Consider the following 17438-nt stretch of genomic DNA (forward strand, 5'->3'; position numbering starts at 1 on the left):
CTCCAAGAGTCTTTATGCCAGCCATCGATCATCCGCTGATAGACCAGTTTCTCGACGCCCTGTGGTTGGAGAAGGGCCTGTCCGATAACACCCGCGATGCCTACCGCAGCGACCTGGCGCTGTTCAATGGCTGGCTGCAGGAAAACCACCTGGAGCTGGTCAATGCCGGCCGGGAGTTGATCCTCGATCATTTGGCGTGGCGCCTGGAGCAGAACTACAAACCGCGCTCGACCGCGCGTTTTCTCTCCGGTCTGCGTGGGTTTTATCGCTATTTGCTGCGGGAAAAGCTGATCGCGGTGGACCCGACCTTGCGCGTGGAAATGCCGCAACTGGGGCGTCCGCTGCCCAAGTCCCTGTCGGAAGCCGATGTGGAAGCGCTGCTGGCGGCACCCGATCTCAGCGAGGCCATCGGTCAGCGCGACCGGGCCATGTTGGAAGTCCTGTATGCCTGTGGCTTGCGCGTCACCGAGTTGATCAGCTTGACGCTGGAGCAAGTCAACCTGCGCCAGGGCGTGCTGCGGGTGATGGGCAAGGGCAGCAAGGAGCGCCTGGTGCCGATGGGCGAGGAAGCGATTGTCTGGGTCGAGCGTTATATGCGCGATGCCCGTCATGAATTGCTGGGCGGGCGTCCCAGCGATGTGCTGTTTCCCAGCCTGCGCGGCGAGCAGATGACCCGCCAGACCTTCTGGCATCGCATCAAGCACCAGGCCAAGGTGGCCGGCATCAACAAATCCCTCTCGCCCCACACCTTGCGGCATGCCTTTGCTACACACCTGCTCAACCACGGTGCCGACTTGCGGGTGGTGCAGATGCTGCTGGGCCATAGCGACCTGTCCACCACCCAGATCTACACCCATGTGGCCCGGGCGCGGTTGCAGGATTTGCATGCCAAGCATCATCCTCGCGGCTGAATGAAATCTCCCGTGGGAGCAAGGCTTGCCCGCGATGAACGATAACGCGGCTCCGTTGATACACCGCGGCGCGGCCATCGCGGGCAAGCCTTGCTCCCACAAGCCGGCTCCCACAGAAAAGCGTTCACCAATGCCTTGTATCACCGGCATTCGGCCACGCCAGCCTTATGTGGTAGGCTTTGTCGGTTTGCACAGTGGGCGGTTGGAACCCGAATCTGCGGGTCGGCGTTTCCCGTCTCATTTGTTCGCCTCAGGAGTCCCCATGCGTTTGATCCAGATGTTCACCGCCGCCGCCATTGCGTTGGCCAGTACCTTTGCCATTGCCGACGACGCGGCCGACAAGGCTATCCGCAAGAGCCTGGAAAACCTTCAGCTCGAAGTGCCGATCGACACCATTTCGGCCAGCCCCATGGCTGGCCTGTATGAAGTCAAGCTCAAGGGCAGCCGCGTGCTTTACGCCAGTGCCGACGGCCAGTACATCGTCCAGGGCAACCTGTTCGCGCTCAAGGACGGCAAGCCGGTCAACCTCACCGAGATGACCGAGCGCCAGGGCATTTCCAAGTTGATCAACGGCATTCCGGTCGCTGAAACCGTGGTTTATCCGGCGATCGGCGAAACCAAGTCCCACATCACCGTATTCACCGACACCACCTGCCCGTATTGCCACAAGCTGCACGCCGAAGTGCCCGAGCTGAACAAGCGCGGCATCGAAGTGCGCTATGTAGCGTTCCCGCGCCAGGGCTTGGGCTCGCCGGGCGATGAGCAGTTGCAGGCGGTCTGGTGCTCCAAGGACAAGAAAGCGGCCATGGACAAGATGGTCGACGGCAAGGAAATCAAGGCCGCCCAGTGCGAGAATCCGGTTTCCAAGCAATTCGCCCTTGGCCAATCCATTGGCGTGAACGGCACGCCGGCCATCGTTTTGGCCGACGGCCAAGTGATTCCGGGCTACCAGCCGGCACCACAAGTGGCCAAACTGGCCCTGAGCGCGAAATAGATCATGGGCGGTCCGCTTTTGAAGATCACGGCTCGGCGAAAACTTTCGTCGGGCCGTTAAAAACAGAGTCGCGTTGCTACGCGGCTGTATTTCACGGCCGACCTTGCGTCGGCCGTTTCATGGGGAGTCAAGAGTGAATCCGGTCAAAGTAGGCATCTGTGGGTTAGGTACCGTCGGTGGCGGCACCTTCAACGTACTTCAGCGCAACGCCGAGGAAATTTCTCGTCGTGCCGGGCGTGGGATCGAAGTGGCACAAATTGCCATGCGCACGCCAAAGCCTCAGTTCCAGACGACCGGTATTGCGATTACCAACGATGTGTTCGAAGTGGCCACGAACCCTGAGATCGACATCGTCATAGAGCTGGTGGGCGGCTACACCGTTGCCCGCGAGTTGGTACTCAAGGCCATCGAGAATGGCAAGCATGTGGTCACCGCGAACAAGGCGCTTATCGCTGTTCACGGTAATGAGATTTTCGCCAAGGCCCGCGAGAAGGGCGTGATCGTGGCGTTCGAAGCCGCCGTGGCTGGTGGTATCCCGGTGATCAAGGCGATCCGCGAAGGCCTGTCGGCCAACCGCATCAACTGGGTCGCGGGGATCATCAACGGCACCGGCAACTTCATCCTCACCGAGATGCGCGAGAAGGGTCGCACCTTCGAAGACGTGCTCGCCGAAGCCCAGGCCCTGGGTTACGCCGAGGCTGATCCGACGTTCGACGTGGAAGGCATCGACGCAGCGCACAAGCTGACGATCCTGGCATCCATTGCGTTCGGCATTCCGTTGCAGTTCGACAAGGCCTACACCGAAGGCATCACCAAGCTGACCACCGCTGACGTGAACTACGCCGAAGCCTTGGGCTACCGCATCAAGCACCTGGGCGTGGCGCGCAGCACCGCCAGCGGCATCGAGCTGCGTGTGCATCCGACGCTGATCCCGGCCGACCGCCTGATCGCCAACGTCAACGGCGTGATGAACGCAGTGATGGTCAACGGCGACGCCTCCGGCTCGACGTTGTTCTACGGCGCGGGCGCCGGCATGGAACCGACCGCTTCCTCGGTGGTGGCCGACCTGGTGGACGTGGTTCGCGCCATGACCTCGGACCCGGAAAACCGCGTGCCGCACCTGGCCTTCCAGCCGGACTCGCTGTCGGCGCACCCGATTCTTCCGATCGAGGCATGCGAAAGCTCCTACTACCTGCGCATCCAGGCCAAGGACCATCCGGGCGTGCTGGCTCAAGTGGCGAGCATCCTCTCGGAGCGCGGTATAAACATCGAGTCGATCATGCAGAAGGAAGTCGAGGAACACGACGGCCTGGTGCCGATGATCCTGCTGACCCACCGTGTGGTCGAGCAGAACATCAACGATGCGATTGCGGCGCTGGAAGCGCTCCAGGGTGTCGTTGGGCCGGTGGTCCGTATCCGCGTCGAACATTTGAATTAATTTAGCGGCAAGTTATAAGCTGCAAGCCGCAAATAGAAGCCGAGCCGCTTTGACTTGTCGCTTGCCGCTTGACCTTGAAGCTCAAACCGAAGGTTTGCCAAAAAATGCGCTATATCAGCACCCGCGGCCAGGCACCGGCCCTGAATTTCGAAGATGTCCTCCTGGCCGGCCTGGCCACGGATGGCGGCCTCTATGTGCCGGAAAACCTGCCGCGCTTCACCCAGGAAGAAATCGCTTCCTGGGCCGGCCTGCCGTATCACGAGCTGGCGTTCCGGGTCATGCGCCCGTTCGTCACCGGCAGCATCCCGGACGCCGATTTCAAAAAGATCCTCGAAGAGACCTATGGTGTCTTTTCCCACAATGCCATCGCACCGCTGCGTCAGCTCAACGGTAACGAATGGGTCATGGAGCTGTTCCACGGCCCGACCCTGGCGTTCAAGGACTTCGCCCTGCAACTGCTCGGTCGCCTGCTGGACTACGTGCTGCAAAAGCGTGGCGAGCGCGTGGTGATCGTCGGTGCCACCTCTGGCGACACCGGTTCGGCGGCCATCGAAGGCTGCAAGCATTGCGAAAACGTCGACATTTTCATCCTGCACCCGCATAACCGGGTTTCGGAAGTGCAGCGTCGGCAGATGACGACGATTTTCGGCGATAACATCCACAACATCGCCATCGAAGGCAATTTCGATGACTGCCAGGAAATGGTCAAGGCCAGCTTCGCCGACCAGAGCTTCCTCAAGGGCACGCGGCTGGTGGCGGTGAACTCGATCAACTGGGCGCGGATCATGGCCCAGATCGTCTATTACTTCCACGCGGCCCTGCAATTGGGCGGTCCGGCCCGTTCCGTGTCGTTCTCGGTGCCGACCGGCAACTTCGGCGATATCTTCGCCGGTTACCTGGCGCGCAACATGGGGCTGCCGATCAACCAATTGATCGTCGCCACCAACCGCAACGACATCCTGCACCGCTTCATGAGCGGCAACCAGTACGTCAAGGAAACCTTGCACGCCACGCTATCGCCTTCAATGGACATCATGGTGTCGTCGAACTTCGAGCGCCTGCTGTTCGACCTGCACGGTCGCAACGGTGCGGCGATTGCCGGGCTGATGGACAGCTTCCGCCAGGGTGGCGGCTTCAGCGTCGAGCCTGAGCGCTGGACCGAAGCGCGCAAGCTGTTCGACTCCCTGGCCGTGGACGATGAGCAGACCTGCGAAACCATCGCCGAGGTGTTCGCGCAGAGCGGCGAACTGCTCGATCCGCACACGGCTATCGGCGTCAGGGCGGCCCGTGAATGCCGTCGCAGCCTGGACATTCCGATGGTGATCCTGGGCACGGCGCACCCGGTCAAGTTCCCGGAAGCGGTGGAGAAAGCAGGTGTAGGAAAAGCGCTCGAATTGCCTGCGCATCTTTCTGATTTGTTTGAGCGAGATGAGCGTTGCACCGTGTTGGCCAACGACTTGAAAGCCGTGCAGGCCTTTGTCAGTCAGCATGGCAATCGCGGCAAGCCACTCTGACCGGGTAAACCTGTCACATTTTGAAGCCCGTCTCCTGACGGGCTTTCTTGTTTCTGCATGCCAAACTGGCCGGGTTTTCGCCCTTGGAGGGATGGGCGAGTCATCTCGAAGGAAATGCAGATGTCGTTTTTTATCAAAGGCAAACCAGCCCTGGGCTGGGTAATGGGCCTGGCCCTGATGTACTGGACGCAGGGAGGCAACGCGGCGCCGTTGACGACTTTCGAAACGCCACCGCCCAACCCTGGCGAACGGTTGGTGTTGGACGCGCAGGAATTGAAGTGGATCAAGGAGAACCCCCGGGTCATCGTGGCCACGATCCAGTTTCCGCTGTACCTGTTCAAGAATGAGCTGGGGCAGTGGAGCGGGTTGAACCACGACGTTCTCCAGCGCATCGCGCACATGACTGGCCTTGAGTTCGTGCATCGGGAGTCGTTCTCCCCCGGCGAGTTGCTGACGATGCTGGAGAATGGTGAGGCAGACATGACGACCCTGCTGGCGATGAATGAAGAACGTCGGGATTTCCTCAGTTTCAGCCATGCATTCGGTGGTTTCGGCTGGGTGTTCGTCGGCCGTGACGGGGAATCGCCCCTCCATTCGCTGGAGCAGCTCGAAGGGAAGGTTTTGGCATTGCCAGCACGGCATGCCTTGGAAGCGGAAATCAGGCGCGAGTACCCGGCGATCAAATTGCGCACGACCAAGACCTATGGTGAGGCGCGGGCGCTGGTAGAAAGCCGGGAGGCCTACGCCACCATCGAAAATGAAACCGGGGTGCACCTCTATCCAGCCGGGCAGTTGCAGGTAGGCAGCGGTCTTGAGGGCAAGTGGGAACCGGACTACCTGGCGGTGCGCCAGGACTTGACCGCGTTGCTGAGTATCTTGAATAAAGCCCTGGAAGCCTTCCCGGCCGAGGACATGCGTGCGCTGCGGTCGAAATGGATGGCCGGTACGACCCCCGTCCAGACGCCATCGATCTGGGAGCGGATGTCCGGCTGGGGCTACTGGTGTGTCACCGTGGTCGTGGTCTTTGGCCTCTTGTCCCTGTTGTGGAACCGCCGTCTGCAGACACAGATCGACCAACGCCTCAGGGCCGAAGCGGTCCTCAAGGACCAGTTGATGCTCCAGCGGGCCTTGGTGGATGCCATTCCCGACCCGATTTTCATCTGTGACCTGGAAGGGCGCCTGATCATGTGCAACAAAAGTTATGAAGACCAGTTCGCAACCCGCTTCGAAAAACTGCGGGGCACGCGGCTTACCGACTCGGCGTCATTCCCGCCGGCCACCGCCGAGCTGCTGCATGGGGAAGTGATGGAGCAGTTGCGCACCGGCCAGTCTCGATTCGTCGACCGGCAATTGATGTTCAGCGGCGGGTTGCGGGAAATCTATCATTGGACGGTGCCGTTCTATGGGGCTGATGGACAGCTGCGTGGCATTCTGGGGGGCTGGACCGATGTCGGACGGCGGTGGCGTCGTTGCGACAGGGGCCTGGCTGAGCCGGCCGTCATCCCTTAACAGCTCACGGGGAACGCTGTTGTTTGCCTGTCATATTGGACGCGCATGCTCGGTTGAACAGGTTGGGGCATGCCGGTTCGGTGCGCTGACGAACTTTCTGCTGCGGCCCACGGTCATTTACTGTGAACATGCAGTTGTTTCGGACTATTGAAGGGTGAGCGAATGGAAAGTATCAGCCTATTGCTGAATGAAGCCTTGAGCCCGTATCAGGTCTCGCTGACTCCCACCGGCGCCAAGGGCGAATGCCGGGTGACGTTGAAGAATGCCAGCGGGGTCATCATGGTCGAGCGAGTGTTCAACCAGGCCCAATTGACTGACAAGCGTCAGTTGACCGACGTTGTCGATGGCCTGCATCGCGATGTGCTGATTGCCGAGGGGCGCCTGGAGCCCTGTGTGATTGCGGCGTTGCGCAATCTGGCGCGCGACAAGGTCATGGTCGCGGCGAATTGACTGGGCTTTTGTGGGAACCTTCCTACGTCCTGATGAGTCAGAGCCTTTACCAGCAAGAGCGAGCATTGTGCTCCGGTGCTTGTCGCTTGTTGTACTAACCTTGATTGGTTACGTTTAACCCCGAGTCGTCTCCCCACTTCTCGGGGTTTCTTTTTGCCCAGCGTTTAAGCTTTTGGTGTGTTCTGTCAGGCGCTGAAATCTTTGTGGGAGCGAGCTTGCTCGCGATGGCGGACTTGCAGCTGGCCTGGATGTTGGTCATTGAGTACATATCCATTGCTGCGGTAACGGCCACTTAGGGTTCCGCCCTGACGGCGGGTCACTTTCGAAAAGCGCGAAAGTAACCAAAGCGCTTTTGCCCCACCACTCGGTGCCTCGCTTAGGCTCGGCATGCCCGAACGCAGGCATTGCTCCGTGGGCCCGCCGCGAAGGGCCATCCATGGCCCAGCGCGGCTATCCCGGCATCCATGCCGGGATGCCCACTCCACAATGCCTGCGTTCGGCCATCGTGGTTAACGGGGCGCCCGAGATCAACGTCCACCCCGAGGCGGCCTAACAGCCGACCTGGCTCTTGATGGGGACCGCGTTTCCCCTGTGGGAGCGAGCTCGCTCGCGAAGGCGGCCTAGTAGCCGGCCTATCTCTTGCGAATGTACCCCGATCCAATTGTGGGAGCGAGCTTGCTCGCGATTGCGGTGTGCCAGTCAACATCAAGCCGGCTGAACCGACGCTATCGCGAGCAAGCTCGCTCCCACAGTTTGATTTTCAGTGACTGCCCCCTGCGGTGCGTCAAATGGCGCCGTCGCTGCGCAGTCTGGCGATCTGCTGTGCATCGTAGCCCAGCTCGCCGAGCACTTGGGCGTTGTGTTCACCCAGCGCCGGGCCGACCCATTCGCAGGTGCCTGGGGTGTCGGAAAGTTTCGGTACGATCCCCGGCATCTTGAACGACTTGCCGTCCGGCAGCTTGGCCTGCAGGAACATCTCTCGGGCGAGGAACTGCGGGTCGCTGAACATATCTTCGGCGCTGAAGATCCGACTGGCCGGCACGCCGGCCTGGTTCAGTTGGTCGATAACGCTATCGAGCGGCAGCGCGTTGACCCAGCGATCGATCACGCCGTAGAGCTCATCGCGCCGGCTGTCACGGCCATCATTGCTGGCCAGTTGCGGGTCATTGGCCAGGTCGTCACGGCCGATGATCTGCATGAAGCGCTTGAAAATCGCATCGCCGTTGGCGCCAATCTGCACGTGCTTGCCATCGGCGCTGGTGTGGATGGACGAGGGGGTGATGCCGGGCATGATATTGCCGGTACGCTCGCGGATGAACCCGAACACATCGAACTCCGGCACCATGCTTTCCATCATGGCGAAAATCGCCTCGTACAAGGCCACGTCCACCACTTGTCCAGTGCCGCCGTTGATCTCGCGGTGACGCAGGGCCATCAATCCGCCAATCACCCCCCAGAGGGCGGCGATGGAGTCGCCGATGGAGATCCCGGTGCGCACTGGCGGGCGGTCGTCGAAGCCGGTGATGTAGCGCAGGCCGCCCATGGATTCGCCCACCGCGCCAAACCCCGGTTGGTCTTTCATCGGCCCGGTCTGGCCGAAGCCCGAAAGCCGCACCATCACCAGTTTCGGGTTCAGTGCATGCAGCACATCCCAGCCCAGGCCGAGCTTTTCCAATACGCCGGGGCGAAAGTTCTCGATCAGGATGTCGGCTTCGCCGAGCAGTTTTTTCAGGATCGCCAGGCCTTCAGGGTGCTTGAGATTCAAGGTCAGGGACTTCTTGTTGCGTGCCTGGACGAACCACCACAGCGAGGTGCCTTCGTACAGCTTGCGCCACTTGCGCAGCGGATCACCGCCATCGGGCGATTCGACCTTGATGACTTCGGCACCGAATTCGCCGCAGATGCGCGAGGCGAAGGGCCCGGCAATCAAGGTGCCAAGTTCGATGACTTTGACGCCGGCAAGGGGTTTGGCAGTAAGCGACATGACGGATCCTGTAGGACAAAGGCAGAACGAATAGAGCGTTTTATCATAGGCCAAGGCCGGTCGCCGCAGGTTGATGGTCGGCAATTCGTGGATTGCCCGCGTCATCGGTTAGACTTGCCGCCTTTCCTCGTATCAAGAAGCCCGTTCATGGCCCAGCCGTCCACGACCTACAAGTTTGAACTGAACCTCACCGACCTCGACCGCAATGTGTACGAGAATGTGAAGCAGACCATCGCCCGCCACCCTTCGGAAACCGAAGAGCGCATGACCGTGCGCCTGCTGGCGTACGCGTTCTGGTACAACGAGCTGCTGGCGTTTGGTCGTGGTCTGTCAGACGTCGATGAGCCTGCGCTGTGGGAAAAGAGCCTGGATGACCGTGTGCTGCACTGGATCGAAGTCGGCCAGCCGGATGCTGATCGCCTGACCTGGTGCTCGCGCCGGACCGAGCGCACCAGCCTGCTGGCCTATGGCAGCCTGCGGGTGTGGGAAGGCAAGGTGATCCCGGCGGTCAAGAACCTGAAGAACGTCAACATCGCCGCCGTGCCCCAGGAAGTACTCGAAACCCTGGCCAAGGACATGCCCCGGGTGATCAAGTGGGATGTGATGATCAGCGAGGGCACGATTTTCGTGACCGACGACCGTGGTCAGCATGAAGTCCAGCTGCAATGGTTGCTGGGCGAGCGTGGTTGAGCCATTGACCCGGTATTGAGTGAACTCATTGTGGGAGCGAGCTTGCTCGCGAAGACGGCAGATCAGTCTGCATTGATGTTGAATGTGCCGCCGCATTCGCGAGCAAGCTCGCTCCCACCCAAGCGTTCCTTGCCACAACCTTCATGATTTCCAGAGAAAATTTCGTCACCCCATGCGCATAGAACCCCGCCAACTGCCCGACACCCTGCCATTCCTCGGTGACCTGCCGCCCCTGTTGACCCGCCTGTACGCAGCACGCGGCGTGCAGTCCGAGGCTGAGCTGGACAAGAGCCTGGCGCGCTTGATTCCCTTTCAGCAGCTCAAGGGGATCGACGCCGCGGTGGATCTGCTGGTGACGGCGTTGGAGCAGCGCCAGCGCATCCTGATCGTGGGGGACTTCGATGCCGATGGCGCGACCGCCAGCACCGTGGGCATGCTGGGCTTGCGCCTGCTCGGTGCGGCCCATGTCGATTACCTGGTGCCTAATCGCTTCGAATATGGCTACGGACTGACCCCGGAAATCGTCGAAGTTGCCTTGACCCGCGAACCGCAGTTGCTGATCACCGTGGATAACGGCATCTCCAGCGTGGAAGGCGTGGCGGCGGCGAAAGCGGCGGGGCTCCAGGTGCTGGTCACCGACCACCACTTGCCTGGCCTCGAATTGCCGGCGGCCGATGCCATCGTCAATCCGAACCAGCCGGGCTGCGAATTCCCGAGCAAGGCCCTGGCCGGTGTCGGGGTGATTTTCTATGTGCTGATGGCCCTGCGGGCGCGTCTGCGCAGCCTGGGCTGGTACGCGAGCACACCCCAGCCGAACATCGGTGAATTGCTCGACCTGGTGGCCCTGGGCAGCGTGGCCGACGTGGTGCCCCTGGACGCGAATAACCGGATCCTGGTGCACCAGGGCCTGGAACGGATTCGCGCCGGACGCGCCCGGCCCGGCATCAAGGCGATCCTGGAAGTGGCCAAGCGCGACGCTGCACGGATTACCTCCACCGATCTCGGATTTATCCTCGGGCCGCGTCTGAATGCGGCCGGGCGCCTGGACGACATGAGCCTGGGCATCGAATGCCTGCTCACCGACGACCCGGCCCTGGCGCGGGAGATGGCGGCGCAACTGGACGGCATGAACCAGGACCGCAAGTCCATTGAGCAGGGCATGCAGCGTGAAGCCCTGGCCCAGCTCAAGGACCTGCCGGTGGAGTCGATGCCATTCGGTTTGTGCCTGTTCGATCCTCAGTGGCACCAAGGGGTGATCGGCATCCTCGCCTCGCGGATGAAAGAGCGTTATTTCCGCCCGACCATTGCCTTTGCCGATGCCGGGGACGGCTTGCTCAAGGGTTCGGGTCGTTCGGTACCGGGCTTTCACATTCGCGATGCGCTGAGCGTGGTGGCGGCGCAGCATCCGACTCTGATCAGCAAGTACGGCGGTCACGCCATGGCGGCGGGGCTGACGCTGCCGGAGGCGAATTTTCCGTTGTTCGCCGAAGCGTTCGACGCGGAAGTGCGTCGGCAATTGCGCGAAGAAGACCTGACCGGCCGACTGTTGTCGGACGGCACCTTGGCGGTGGAGGAATTCCACCTGGAGCTGGCCCGGGCGCTGCGCCATGCCGGTCCCTGGGGCCAGCATTTCCCGGAGCCGATGTTCCATGGCGTGTTCCAGTTGGTCGAACAACGCGTGGTGGGCGAACGGCACCTGAAGGTCATCCTCAAGAGCGAGTGCGGCTCGGTGAAGCTCGATGGTATCGCCTTTGGCATCGACCGCGAGATCTGGCCCAACCCTACCGTGCGCTGGGTGGAGCTGGCCTACAAGCTCGACCTCAACGAGTTCCGCGGCCAGGAAACGGTGCAGTTGATGATTGCCCATATCGAGCCGCGGTAGACACAAGTGTTATCTATCAGGTGATAGCACTTGTGGCGAGGGGATTTATCCCCGCTCGGCTGCGAAGCAGTCGTGGAACCGGCCAGCGCCGTTTGGCTGAGGAAATGCGGTGCAGGAATATTTAGGGGCTGCTGCGCAGCCCAGCGGGGATAAATCCCCTCGCCACACAGTGACCGGCCCAAGCAGGAGCAAGCCCTCTCATCACACCGTCGGTTTTTAAGTTCTGAACCCTCCATCCTTCCGGGTTGTCGACTAGGCTCTAAGCACTGCTTGATAGCCCTTGTGACGTCTTGTCGAATTTTTTGCCCGCGGGGGCGGGTGTTGCACCTTTTGTCACTCGTCGACTGTTCAAACAGAACCCTGGAGCCTGCCCACTGATTCGAGAGGTGCCCCATGAGTCTGCTGCTGGAACCCTATACCCTTCGCCAATTGACCCTGCCCAATCGCATCGCGGTATCGCCGATGTGCCAGTATTCGAGCACCGATGGCCTGGCCAACGATTGGCACCTGGTGCACTTGGGCAGCCGCGCCGTGGGCGGTGCCGGCCTGGTGTTCACCGAAGCCACCGCCGTGACCGCCGACGGCCGCATCACCGCCCAGGACCTGGGGCTGTGGAACGACGAACAGATCGAACCCTTGCAACGCATCACCCGCTTCATCACCGCCCAAGGGGCCGTGCCGGGCATCCAACTGGCCCATGCCGGGCGCAAGGCCAGCACCTGGCGGCCCTGGCTGGGCAAGCATGGCAGCGTCAAACCGGCCGACGGCGGCTGGGTGCCGGTCGGCCCGTCGCCGATTGCCTTCGACCCGCAACACACCCAGCCGGTGCAGTTGGACGAGGGGCAGATCGCCGATTTGATCCAGGCCTTCGTGGATGCGGCCAAGCGCGCCCTCACGGCCGGCTTCAAGGTGGTCGAGGTCCACGCGGCCCATGGTTATCTGCTGCATCAGTTCCTGTCGCCCTTGAGCAATCAGCGGCGCGATCAATACGGCGGCTCGTTCGAGAACCGCATCCGCCTGGTACTGCAAGTCACCGAAGCAATCCGGGCCGTATGGCCTGAAGAGCTGCCGGTGTTCGTTCGCGTCTCCGCCACCGATTGGGTCGAGGACGGTTGGAACCCGGATGAAACCGTGGAGTTGGCGCGGCGCTTCAGGGCGCTGGGGGTGGACCTGATCGATGTGTCATCGGGGGGTACGGCCGCCAATGCGGAAATTCCCACCGGCCCGGGTTACCAGACCCGCTTTGCCGAACGGGTGCGCAAGGAGTCGGAAATCGCCACCGGTACCGTCGGCATGATCACCGAACCGGCCCAGGCCGAACACATCCTGCGCACCTGCCAGGCCGACATCATTTTCCTGGCCCGCGAATTGTTGCGCGATCCGTACTGGGCCCTGCATGCCGATGATGACCTGGGCGGCCGCAAGGCCACATGGCCGGCGCAGTACCAGCGAGCCACCCATCGGGACCAGCCGATTCATGAGTCGGATTTGCGGGACTGAGGGCCCGATAAAACAAAAAGCCCCGGTCGTTATTGGCCGGGGCTTTTGTTTATCGGGCTGGATTATTCGGTGGCTGTAGCGGCCTCATCGCGAGCAAGCTCGCTCCCACGGGGTATGTGTGAACGACACAAATCCACTGTGGGAGCGAGCTTGCTCGCGATGGGGCCAGCCCAAGTACCGGATCAATATCAGGGGTACTTACGCTTATCCGGCGCCGGCGGGAAGTACTGATACAACCAGGTCTCGCTCAAGGTGCGGTCCTTGGTGCGAATGAACAGGCGCATCTGCACTGGGTCCACCCGATCGTCGGTCGGGTACCAGTCGAACGTGATGCGATAGCCCTTGATTGCATCCAGTACCAACACGTTGAAGTCCTTCACCTCGCCGTGGGAGCAGGTCACCACCGGTTCGATGCCGGTGCCCGGTGGCAGTTGGTCGAGGCCGCCGCCGCTGAAGTCCACGGCGAAACGACGTGCCCAGACGGTTGGGTAATGCTCGCCCGGTGCCCAGCCTTCGATGAAGCCGCCCATGCCTGAACGGGTGGCGTCGACGTGGGCCAGGTCGGTGCTGACCGGCGGCAGCGCGCTCCAGTAGAGCTTGTAGCCGTAGTTCAGCGAGTCGCCGGCGGCCACCGGTTTTTTCGGCGTCCAGAACGCGACAATGTTGTCCAGGGTTTCGCCGGTGGTCGGGATCTCCAGCAGATCCACCGAGCCTTCGCCCCAGGCCGTCGTCGGTTCGACCCACAGGCTTGGACGCTTGCTGTACCAGTCCACGGTGTCCTGGTAACTGGCAAAGTCGTGGTCGGTCTGTACCAGGCCGAAACCTTTCGGATTGTTGTCGGCGAAGGCATTGAATTGCAGGGTCGCGGGGTTGTTCAACGGCCGGCAGACCCACTCGCCGTTGCCGCGCCACATGGCCAGCCGGTCGGAGTCATGGATTTGCGGGTGGATGGTGTCGCACATGCGCCGTTCGACGGTGCCGCAGCTGAACATGCTGGTCATGGGGGCGATGCCCAATTGCTGGATCGCGGTACGGGCGTTGATGTGCGCGTCGATCTCCATCACCACCCGGGTCGGCTGGCAATCGATGTCGAACCGATAGGCTCCGGTGGCGCTGGGGGAGTCGAGCAGGGCGTAGACCACGAAGCGGGTACTGTTCTTGTCCGGGGTTTCGAACCAGAACTTGGTGAAATCCGGGAACTCCTCTTGCTTCTTGGCGTAGGTGTCGATGGCCAAGCCGCGGGCCGACAGCCCGTACTGGCCGCTGGCATCCACGGCGCGGAAGTAGCTGGCCCCCAGGAACGAAACGATGTCGTGCCGAGCCAGCTCCGGCGCCTTGAAGACACGAAAGCCGGCGAAGCCCAGGTCACCCGTCAGTTGCGAGGTGTTGACCGTGGTTTTCTCGTAGTTGAACAGTTCCGGACGGAAGTGCACCTCACGGGCCATGCGCGTCTTCGGGTCGACGCTGTACATGCGCACCGGCTGCTTGAAGCCCATGCCAACGTGGAAGAACTGCGCATCCAGTTGCCGCCCTTCCAGGTCATTCCATAACGAGTGATTGACGTCGTATTGGATGGCGTTGAACTGCAACGGCGACATTTGCGCCAGGGTCGGTGGCAGGACTTGCTTGGTGTCGACGTAGCGGCTCTCGGCCAGCCGCTTGGCCTGATCGTTCAAACCGTTGAAATCGAAGGGACGGGCTTCGCCGTCGGCAGTCTGATCGGCGGCCCAGGCGCGTGCGGCCATGAGCCCGGAGGCCGACAGCCCGGTGTAGGCGGCGAAGGCCATGGAGGCCTTGAGCAGATTCCTGCGGTGCATAAATACAACCTTTCTCAAAACAGTCCCGAGCCGACCCTGGCAACAAAGACTGATAAAGGAGTTCGGACATGCCTTTGGCCAAACGCGACGAACGTTAGAACAGATGCCTGTGAGCTGGATCGGTTCACCGAGGCGCAAAATCATAGGGGAAATACAGGCTTTGAGAGCGAGGAAAGCGGGGCTTGGTCAAATTTTCTTACAGTTATTTCTTTTTTTATGTCGATTCCAACTTTTTTTGACTAATTACTCTAAAACTCCCTTTTCACGCTTTGAATCCTCCCTATTCTTTAGCGTGATAGACGATCCAACCCGGGTTCAGACGGCGCTATCAGGTCAAACCTCGACGTAAAGAAGGACAACTCATGACAAAAATACAGGGCATTACCGAAATGCTGGGGATCTTTCCAGGCCTGACCAACCCGCGCAGGCCACGCCGGCTCAGCCTGGAAGAATTGAGACTGGTCGAGCGCTATCGGGAGTTGTCGGAAAACGACCGCATCGCCATGCGTTACCTGGTGGATGCGATGCGCAGTGTTTCGCGGTTTTGAAGCGTGGTGCAGGTGAGCGGCCGGGGCGGGAGCACCGGCCAACATCACTCTGGCGACCAGTCCTGGCGACGTTCGGTGCGCTGGTGCAGTATCCGCAGGACCTGCAGTTGGCCATGCTTGAGCCGGTAGGGGGCAACGAACGGGTAGCGTGTCAGCACCAGCTCGCGGATATCGGGAGCGAGCGAAGGACGGCCCGAACCGGGAAAGCGTTGCAGTTGACGCAGTGTCTCCAGGATGGCGCGGATGACATCATCGGCGCCTTCCGCGCCGATAGCGCTTTGGTGATGTTCGTGGATCGAGTCGAGGTCACTCTGTGCTTTGTCGGTCAGTACGATGCTCGGCACGCTTTGCCCACTTAGCCTTCACGGCGTCCAGATCGGTCAGATTTCCAGCGTCGGCATCGGCTATGCCTTCGCTGATGGCTTGCAGATGCCAGGATTCGGCTTCCACATATCGGACCAGTGCACGCTTGAGGTGATACTGGCGGTCGCGGTCGGTGGCGGCAGCCAGCGAGTCCAGCTGTTGAGCCAGACCTTCTTCCACACGAAAGGACAAAACGGGCGAGGCCATGGCTGATCTCCAAGGTGTATACGTTGTAGACACCCTAGGTGCTGCCAGGATTTCCGTCAACCGGCAGGCGTGCACCGATCGACGAAAACCTTAGCAGGGCGAACGCAGGGCAGGCGCGAGCATGTGTTGCCAACGTTGTCTTGTCGTCAATGCTTGAACATCACATGCCGCACCACCGTGTAATCCTCCAGCCCGTACATGGACATGTCCTTGCCATAGCCGGAACGTTTCTGACCGCCATGGGGCATTTCGCTGACGAGCATGAAGTGGGTGTTCACCCAGGTGCAACCGTATTGCAGGCGTGCCGACAGGCGATGGGCGCGGCCGATGTCGGCGGTCCATACCGATGAGGCCAGGCCGTAGTCCGAATCGTTGGCCCAGGCCAGCACTTGCGCTTCGTCGAGGAACGGGGTGACGGACACCACCGGCCCGAAGACTTCCCGGCGGACGATTTCGTCATCCTGCTGGGCGTCGGCCAGCACCGTGGGTTCGAAGAAGAACCCGTTGCCGTCCACGGCCTTGCCACCGGTGACCAGGCGGATATGCGGCTGGGCGATGGCCCGCTCGACGAAAGCGGCCACGCGGTCGCGGTGCTGGGCGGTGATCAGCGGGCCCATCTCGGTGTCGGATGCACCCTGCAGGCCGTACTTGATGCTGCCCACCGCGGCACCGAGCTTCTCGACGAACTGGTCATAGATGCCTTGCTGGGCATAGATGCGGCAGGCAGCGGTGCAGTCCTGGCCGGCGTTGTAGAACCCGAAGGTGCGGATGCCTTCCACGGCCGCGTCAATGTCGGCGTCGTCGAAAATGATCACCGGGGCCTTGCCGCCCAGCTCCATGTGCATACGCTTGACGCTGTCGGAGGTGCTGGAAATGATGTTCGAGCCGGTGGCGATGGAGCCCGTCAGCGACACCATGCGCACTTTCGGGTGAGTGACCAGCGGGTTGCCGACGGTTGGCCCTCGGCCGAAGATCACGTTGAGCACGCCGGCCGGGAAAATCTCCGCCGCCAGTTCCGCCAGGCGCAGCGCCGTCAGCGGGGTTTGCTCCGAAGGCTTGAGCACCACGGTATTGCCGGCGGCGAGGGCCGGGGCGATTTTCCAGGCGACCATCATCAGCGGGTAGTTCCACGGCGCGATGGAGGCGATGACGCCCACCGGGTCGCGACGGATCATCGAGGTGTGGCCCGGCAGGTATTCGCCGCCCGCCGAACCGCTCATGCAACGGCTGGCACCGGCAAAGAAGCGGAACACGTCGGCAATCGCCGGGATCTCGTCGTTCAGCGCAGCGCTCAAGGGTTTGCCGCAGTTGTCCGACTCCAGCTTCGCCAGTTCCTCGCCGTGTGCTTCGATGGCATCGGCCAGTTTGAGCAGCAGCAGGGAGCGGTCCTTGGGTGGCACTTGCGACCAGGCCTCGAAGGCTGCGTCGGCGGCGCGCACGGCGGCATCGACCTGGGCTTCGCTGGCTTCGTTGATTTCCACCAGTACCCGGCCCAGCGATGGGTTGAACACAGCCTGGCCAGGGCCTTCGCCGTTTACCAGGTGGCCGTTGATCAGCAGTTTGGTTTGCATGTCCAAGTCCTCTTGAAGGTTTCCCAAGTCCCCTGTGGGAGCGAGCTTGCTCGCGATAGC

Annotated in this window: 15 protein-coding genes; 10 read left to right on the forward strand and 5 right to left on the reverse strand. The window is 61.4% G+C overall.

Annotation, left to right across the window (positions count from 1 at the left end; genetic code table 11):
• Window positions 1-14: 14 nt before the first annotated feature.
• The 6 genes from xerD to AC3A5O_RS16555 all read left to right on the forward strand — a co-directional run bounded on the left by xerD (window position 15) and on the right by AC3A5O_RS16555 (window position 6816).
• The gene (gene xerD, locus AC3A5O_RS16530) at window positions 15-911 is read left to right on the forward strand and encodes a site-specific tyrosine recombinase XerD (RefSeq protein ID WP_092202311.1); all 897 of its coding nucleotides are present in this window, start codon (window positions 15-17) and stop codon (window positions 909-911) included.
• Window positions 912-1173: 262 nt separating this feature from the next.
• Window positions 1174-1905, forward strand: coding sequence for a DsbC family protein (locus tag AC3A5O_RS16535; RefSeq protein WP_122568775.1), 732 nt, complete (start codon window positions 1174-1176; stop codon window positions 1903-1905).
• A 133-nt stretch (window positions 1906-2038) separates the two neighbouring features.
• Window positions 2039-3343, forward strand: a complete 1305-nt coding sequence (locus tag AC3A5O_RS16540) for a homoserine dehydrogenase (RefSeq protein ID WP_122568774.1) — start codon at window positions 2039-2041, stop codon at window positions 3341-3343.
• Between the two features lie 104 nt (window positions 3344-3447).
• The gene (thrC, locus tag AC3A5O_RS16545; RefSeq protein WP_122568901.1) at window positions 3448-4857 is read left to right on the forward strand and encodes a threonine synthase; all 1410 of its coding nucleotides are present in this window, start codon (window positions 3448-3450) and stop codon (window positions 4855-4857) included.
• A 120-nt stretch (window positions 4858-4977) separates the two neighbouring features.
• Entirely contained in the window at window positions 4978-6366 is a 1389-nt protein-coding gene (locus AC3A5O_RS16550; RefSeq protein ID WP_305491756.1) for a transporter substrate-binding domain-containing protein, read from the forward strand.
• A 162-nt stretch (window positions 6367-6528) separates the two neighbouring features.
• Window positions 6529-6816 (forward strand): DUF3509 domain-containing protein, encoded by a 288-nt coding sequence (locus tag AC3A5O_RS16555; protein WP_122568772.1) that lies wholly within the window; start codon window positions 6529-6531, stop codon window positions 6814-6816.
• Between the two features lie 784 nt (window positions 6817-7600).
• Here AC3A5O_RS16555 and AC3A5O_RS16560 read toward each other — a convergent pair.
• Window positions 7601-8800 carry a CaiB/BaiF CoA transferase family protein gene (locus AC3A5O_RS16560; protein ID WP_305482774.1) on the reverse strand — a complete coding sequence of 400 codons (1200 nt, stop codon included), beginning with the start codon at window positions 8798-8800 and terminating at the stop codon, window positions 7601-7603.
• A 147-nt stretch (window positions 8801-8947) separates the two neighbouring features.
• Between AC3A5O_RS16560 and AC3A5O_RS16565 the strand changes: the two genes are divergently transcribed.
• From AC3A5O_RS16565 to AC3A5O_RS16575, 3 genes are all read left to right on the forward strand, one after another.
• The gene (locus AC3A5O_RS16565; RefSeq protein ID WP_122568769.1) at window positions 8948-9490 is read left to right on the forward strand and encodes a YaeQ family protein; all 543 of its coding nucleotides are present in this window, start codon (window positions 8948-8950) and stop codon (window positions 9488-9490) included.
• A 172-nt stretch (window positions 9491-9662) separates the two neighbouring features.
• Window positions 9663-11372: a single-stranded-DNA-specific exonuclease RecJ gene (gene recJ, locus AC3A5O_RS16570; protein WP_122568768.1), complete on the forward strand. Its 1710-nt coding sequence runs from the start codon at window positions 9663-9665 to the stop codon at window positions 11370-11372.
• Window positions 11373-11765: 393 nt separating this feature from the next.
• The gene (locus tag AC3A5O_RS16575) at window positions 11766-12872 is read left to right on the forward strand and encodes an NADH:flavin oxidoreductase/NADH oxidase (protein WP_305469869.1); all 1107 of its coding nucleotides are present in this window, start codon (window positions 11766-11768) and stop codon (window positions 12870-12872) included.
• 188 nt (window positions 12873-13060) lie between these two features.
• Here AC3A5O_RS16575 and AC3A5O_RS16580 read toward each other — a convergent pair whose 3' ends face one another.
• A complete protein-coding gene (locus AC3A5O_RS16580) occupies window positions 13061-14689 on the reverse strand; it encodes a glucan biosynthesis protein D (protein ID WP_487753462.1) in 1629 nt (542 codons plus the stop codon).
• Window positions 14690-15051: 362 nt separating this feature from the next.
• On the opposite strand from AC3A5O_RS16580, the gene AC3A5O_RS16585 reads away from it, so the two are divergent.
• Window positions 15052-15237 (forward strand): hypothetical protein, encoded by a 186-nt coding sequence (locus AC3A5O_RS16585; protein ID WP_092143945.1) that lies wholly within the window; start codon window positions 15052-15054, stop codon window positions 15235-15237.
• A 44-nt stretch (window positions 15238-15281) separates the two neighbouring features.
• Here the strand turns inward: AC3A5O_RS16585 and AC3A5O_RS16590 are convergent, their stop codons facing one another.
• From AC3A5O_RS16590 to AC3A5O_RS16600, 3 genes are all read right to left on the reverse strand, one after another.
• A complete protein-coding gene (locus tag AC3A5O_RS16590; protein ID WP_122568764.1) occupies window positions 15282-15581 on the reverse strand; it encodes a type II toxin-antitoxin system RelE/ParE family toxin in 300 nt (99 codons plus the stop codon).
• Complete coding sequence (locus AC3A5O_RS16595) at window positions 15544-15807, reverse strand: CopG family ribbon-helix-helix protein (protein WP_122568763.1); 264 nt, start codon at window positions 15805-15807, stop codon at window positions 15544-15546. Before AC3A5O_RS16595 ends, AC3A5O_RS16590 begins: the two co-directional genes overlap by 38 nt.
• A 146-nt stretch (window positions 15808-15953) precedes the next feature.
• The gene (locus AC3A5O_RS16600) at window positions 15954-17378 is read right to left on the reverse strand and encodes a gamma-aminobutyraldehyde dehydrogenase (RefSeq protein WP_305482780.1); all 1425 of its coding nucleotides are present in this window, start codon (window positions 17376-17378) and stop codon (window positions 15954-15956) included.
• Window positions 17379-17438: the final 60 nt, after the last annotated feature.

It is taken from the genome of Pseudomonas sp. Soil_N_39 (genome assembly GCF_057655955.1).